The 5,387-nt window shown below is 66.1% G+C and carries 2 protein-coding genes; both read right to left on the bottom strand.

Going from position 1 to position 5,387, the window contains the following annotated elements:
- Nucleotides 1-2,553: non-ribosomal peptide synthetase (locus CCN51_RS40960; protein WP_143676046.1), on the bottom strand; the 2,553-nt coding region annotated here is incomplete at its 3' end.
- Entirely contained in the window at nucleotides 2,550-5,381 is a 2,832-nt protein-coding gene (locus CCN51_RS40955) for an amino acid adenylation domain-containing protein (protein ID WP_281262477.1), read from the bottom strand. The genes CCN51_RS40955 and CCN51_RS40960, both read right to left, overlap by 4 nt.
- Nucleotides 5,382-5,387 lie beyond the last annotated feature (6 nt).

The raw sequence follows: 5,387 nt of genomic DNA, 5'->3' as shown, positions 1-5,387 counted from the left end.
GAGTGTGCCGTTGGTGTTCCAGCGGGCGAGGTCGCCGGTGCGGTACATGCGGGTGCCGGCCGGGCCGAACGGATCCGGGACGAAACGCTCGGCCGTGGTGGCGGGCTGGTTGATGTAGCCGTGGGCGAGGCCTGTCCCGGCGATGTACAGCTCTCCCGCCACCCCCGCCGGTACCGGGCGCAGGGCGTTGTCCAGGACGTAGGTGCGGGTGTTGTCCATGGGCCGGCCGATAGGAACCGACGTGCCCGGAGGGGTAGCAGGGGTCATCAGATACTGCGTGGCACACAGGGTGATCTCCGTGGGCCCGTAGAGGGCACGCACCCTCACCTGCGGACACGCCTGCAAAACCCGCTGGACGGCAGTGGGGGAGACCACGTCACCGCCGGTCAGTACCTCCCGAACCTGGCTGAAACACCCGGGATCCTCCTCGGCGATCACCCGGAACAGCCCCGCCGTCACATGCACCGCACTCACCCCGCCACCCGCCACCAGCTCGCGCAGCGCCTGAGTGTCGATCTGCTCGTTGGGAGCCACGAGGATCCGGCCGCCGGAGAGCAGGGGGACCCAGACCTCGTAGTCGGAGGCGTCGAAGGCATGGGGAGCATGCATCAGCACCCGCTCATGCACACCATCCGCACCACCGGTCCACGCCCTGTCGAGGGCGAGTTCCACCACTCCGCGGTGCGGTACCGCCACACCCTTCGGCTCGCCGGTGGAACCCGAGGTGTACATCACGTAGGCGAGCTGCAGCGGATGCCTGCCGCCCACCACCACATTGCTCTCATCGGCACCGGCACCGGTCAGGAGCGCATCGGTCACCTCGACCACGCGCGCGTTCGCGGCGAAGCCGGCTGCCTGTGCGGGCCGGTCGGTGAGGAGTACGTCGGCGCCGCAGTCGCGCATGACCGAGCGCAGCCGCTCCACCGGATAGCCCTCGTGCAGCGGTACGTAGTACCCGCCCGCCTTCAGCACAGCCAGCAGGACGGCAATCAGATCGGCGGAACGCTCCATCCACACCGCCACCGCATCCCCCGGACCGACCCCCAGCCCCACCAGATACCGCGCCAGCCGATTCGCCCGTACATTCAACTCGCCATAGGACAACTCGTGGCCATCAAAGACCACCGCGACCGCATCCGGAGCCCGCTCCACCTGCGCTTCGAACAACTCCGGCAGCACCGCATCCGGCATCCGACGCGCCGTGTCATTCCACCCGGACAGCACCTGCTGCCGCTCGGCCTCACCCAGCACATCGACCCGCCCCACCGGCACATCCAGACCAGCGGCCATCGTCCCCAACACCCGCACCAGACGGCTGGCCAGCACCTCCGCCCACTCACGCTCAAACAAATCAGGCTGATAATCCAGCCGCAGCTCCAGCCCCCGCCCAGGAACCACCATGAGGCTGACCGGATAGTGAGTGGCATCGCGCACGGAGATATCCGCAACCTGTACTTCTTCATCCAATGCCGCGGACGCCGCGGACTCCACCGGATAGTTCTCAAATACAACGACCGTGTCGAACAGCTCCTCATGGCCGCTCACACGCTGAATGCGAGACAACCCCAGGTGCTGGTGGTCCATAAGACGGGACTGCTGATCCTGCACCTGTGTCAGCAACTCCCCCAACGACTGGAAGGAGTCGAGACGTATGCGCACAGGCAGAGTATTGATGAACAGGCCGACCATCTTATCGACGCTCGGGATCTCCGGCGGTCGGCCGGCCACAGTGGCGCCGAAGACGACGTCATCGCGCCCGGTCATCCGGCTCAACAAGATGGCCCAGGCACCTTGGATCAGGGTATTGAGCGTGAGGTCATGCGCGCGTGCCGTGGCGCTCAGCGCGTCGGCCAGCTCCTGCGAAACCGTATGCGTCAGCCGATCGGGAGCGGCAGCGGCCTGCTTCTTCCCCGAAATATCGATACGGGTGGGCCCGTCCAGATCGGCCAACGCCTCTTGCCAAGCCGCCTCCGCGGCTCCGGTGTCCTGCCTGGCTATCCACGCCAGATAATCCCGATAGGACGGCACGAACGGCAGCTGTGAATCATCGCCGCGGCACTTGTAGAGCGTGAACAGTTCGCGGAAGAGAACAGCATTGGACCATCCATCCAGCAGGATGTGATGGTTCGACCAGATGAGACAGTGCTCGTCCTCACGCATCCGGACCAGCGTGCAACGCAGCAGCGGAGCCTTGCTCAGATCAAATCCCAGAGCCCGGTCTTCCTCTGCGATCCGGTCCAGTTCGGCGTCACGTTCAGCCGATTCAAGGTGTTCCAGATCAACTTCGCGCCAGGGCAATTCAACCTCGCCCATCACCATCTGAATGGGCTTCCCTGACTTACGGTAGCGAAAGCGGACCCGCAAGCTCGCGTGCCGCGCGAGCATCGCCTCCGCCGCGAGCCTGAGCGCGCTGGTGTCCAGCTTCCCGGCCAGCCGGATGACAACTTGAACGGCGTAAGTATCAGCCGCCTCATTGTCGTAGAGAGAGTGGAAGAACAGCCCTTCCTGCAGGGGCGACAACGGCAGGAGATCCTCGATGTTCGAACGCTTCACAGCAGATTTCCTTCCGCTCCGTCTTCCATCTCAGCAAGCTCGAACTCGTCGATTTCGTCCTGACTCAGGTCGAGCAGCCCCACATCGGACGGGGTAAGCCCTCCGGCGTCCGGCTGTGCCGCACGGTCCGCGATGAGTACGAGGACTTCAAGCGAAGAATCCGCCAGCTCCTGAACGCGTTCTTCGGTGAGCACGCCGGTCGGCCACGACCATGTCACCATCAGCTGCGGCCCGTCATGGGTGTCCTGAACCACCGCATCGACGATGAGGCTATGGCTCATCGGCATAGCTGGATCTGCTCCAGCTCCCGCCTTGCTGCCAGGAACGACGGTCCAATTCTCCGCTGCCTGCCCATGGTTCTCCCCCGTGACAGCCACTCTGCCCAGATAGTTGAAGAGGATTTGAGCACTGCCCTTTTGCCGCAAATCCGAGCTTCCCTGCGGATGGAGATGGCGCAACAGCCCGTATCCCATACCGCTGTGTGGCACAGCCCGCAGCTGTTCCTTGACGCTCTTCAGCGCGCCATCGACAGCGGAACCACGCAGGCCGCCCCTCCCCCGGGTCTCCGTGGTGATACGTACGGGGAACGTACTCGTGAACCACCCGACCGTGCGTGACAGGTCAGTCCCGTCCAGGAGGTGTTCGCGGCCGTGTCGCTCGAGCTCGACCAGCAGATCCGTACCGCCGCCGACCCCAGTTCCATCTCTCCAGCCATCAATGGAGAGCGCGAGAGCGGTCAGCAGGACATCGTCGATGCCGCAGCGGAACAGCGTGGGGATGTGAGCAAGGAGAGAGGCCGTCTGCTCCACTGGCAGTGCGAACGTCAGATCTCCCGCCGTCGCCCAGGTGTCCTTGCCCGGTTCCAGCGCCCGCGTACCCACCAGGGGATCCGGGGCATCGAGGATCTTCTCCCACAGCGGCAGCTCCACAAGGTGCTCGTCCGCCTGCGCGACCAGCCTTGTGGCCCAGTGGCGGAACGAGGTGCCCACCGGCTGAAGGACAGGGTCGGCACCGGTCGTGGCCGCCTCCCAGGCCGCATGGAGATCGGGCAGCAGAATTCGCCAGGACACCCCGTCGACCACCAGGTGGTGCGCCACCACCAGCAGCCGTCCCGGTGTGTCGGGGCCGAAGTCAAACCAGACCGCCTGAACCATCGCCCCTGACCTCGGCGAAAGCCGCTCTCGCGCGGCTTCTGCCTCGGTCCCGATCATCTTGCCCAGAGCGTCTTCGGCCAGTCCGGCCACGTCCACACGCCGCACACACTCCGTCGCACGCACCCCACCGACCGCGGGGATCTCAAGCTCCCATTGCCCGTCCCTGTCGATCAGCCGGGCACGGAGCGCATGATGGTGATCCAAGATCGCCTGCATCGCCACGACCAGCTCCTCCAGACCCAGCCGCTCGGGAACCTGGAGCAACACCCCCTGGCTGAAGCGGTCGATGGAGCCACCCCGGTCACGCAGCTGATGCATGACCGGTGTCAGCGCCACAGCGCCGAATGGGCTGTCGCCCTTCGTGTCCACACCCGCGGCGTCGACATCGGTCGCGACCAGCGCCAATGCCTCCACGGTCTTCCGCTCGAACACATCCCGTGGGGTGATGACGATGCCGGCTGCGCGAGCCCGGGCGACCAGCTGGATCGACACGATGCTGTCGCCACCCAGGTCGAAGAAGCTGTCATCGACGCCGACCTTGGAAACACCCAGGACTTCGGCGAACAACCCGCACAGCCGCTCTTCCCTGGGTGTCCGCGCCGCCCGTCCCGAAGCCGACGCGCCGTAGTCCGGAGCGGGCAGGGCCTTCCGATCCAGTTTCCCGTTCGGGGTCAGCGGCAGCCGCTCGAGCACCACCAACACCAACGGCACCATGTAGTCCGGCAACCGGTCCCTGACCAGGTCAAGCACCTGGGCGATGTCGACCGCCGCTCCCCCGCCCACGGGCACGACATAGCCGACCAAGCGCCTCTCGCCGGGCCGGTCCTCCCGCACCACGGCAGCGGCCTGGGCGACGGCGTCATGCGCCACCAAGACGCTCTCCACCTCACCCAGCTCGATACGGAAGCCACGCACCTTCACCTGGCCGTCCGCACGCCCCAGGAACTCCAGCGCCCCGCCCGGCCGCCACCGGACCACGTCCCCGGTCCGGTACATCCGCGCCCCGGCCTCACCGAACGGATCCGCCACAAACCGCTCGGCTGTCAGACCCGGCCGTCCCAGATAGCCTCGCGCCACTTGCGCACCGGCGACGTAGAGCTCGCCGGAAGCTCCGACGGGGACCGGTGAGAGCTGGGTGTCCAGCACATACAGGCGCGTGTTCCACACCGGACGGCCGATGGGCACCGAGGCGTCGTCGCTCTCTCGGCACTCCCAGTAGGTCACGTCCACGGTGGCCTCGGTGGGCCCGTAGAGGTTGTGCACACGTGAGTTCAGCGTGCGGAGGGCCTTGTTCTGCAGCTCTGCCGGAAGTGTTTCCCCACTGCACACAACGTTCCGCAAGCTGCCGCACGCAGACGCGGTCGGTTCCTGGATGAACTCGCGCAGCATCGACGGTACGAAATGCGCCGTGGTGACCCCGGCATCGCGGATCAGCGCGGCAAGCCCGGCAGGATCCCGGTGGACACCGGGTGAAGCGACGACCGACACCGCTCCCGCGATCAGCGGGAGGAAGTACTCCCACACCGACACGTCGAACCCGGACGGCGTCTTCTGCAACACCCGATCATCGGCAGCCAGACCATATTCCGTCTTCATCCACAGCAACCGGTTCGCCACGCCGTGGTGCGGCACCGCCACGCCCTTGGGGCGGCCGGTGGAGCCGGAGGTGTAGATGACGTA

This window comes from Streptomyces milbemycinicus, from assembly GCF_002154605.1.
In the GTDB taxonomy this organism is placed as follows: domain Bacteria; phylum Actinomycetota; class Actinomycetes; order Streptomycetales; family Streptomycetaceae; genus Streptomyces; species Streptomyces milbemycinicus.
Note: the sequence above shows the minus strand (reverse complement) of the source record. Positions and strands in the feature narration are given on the sequence as shown.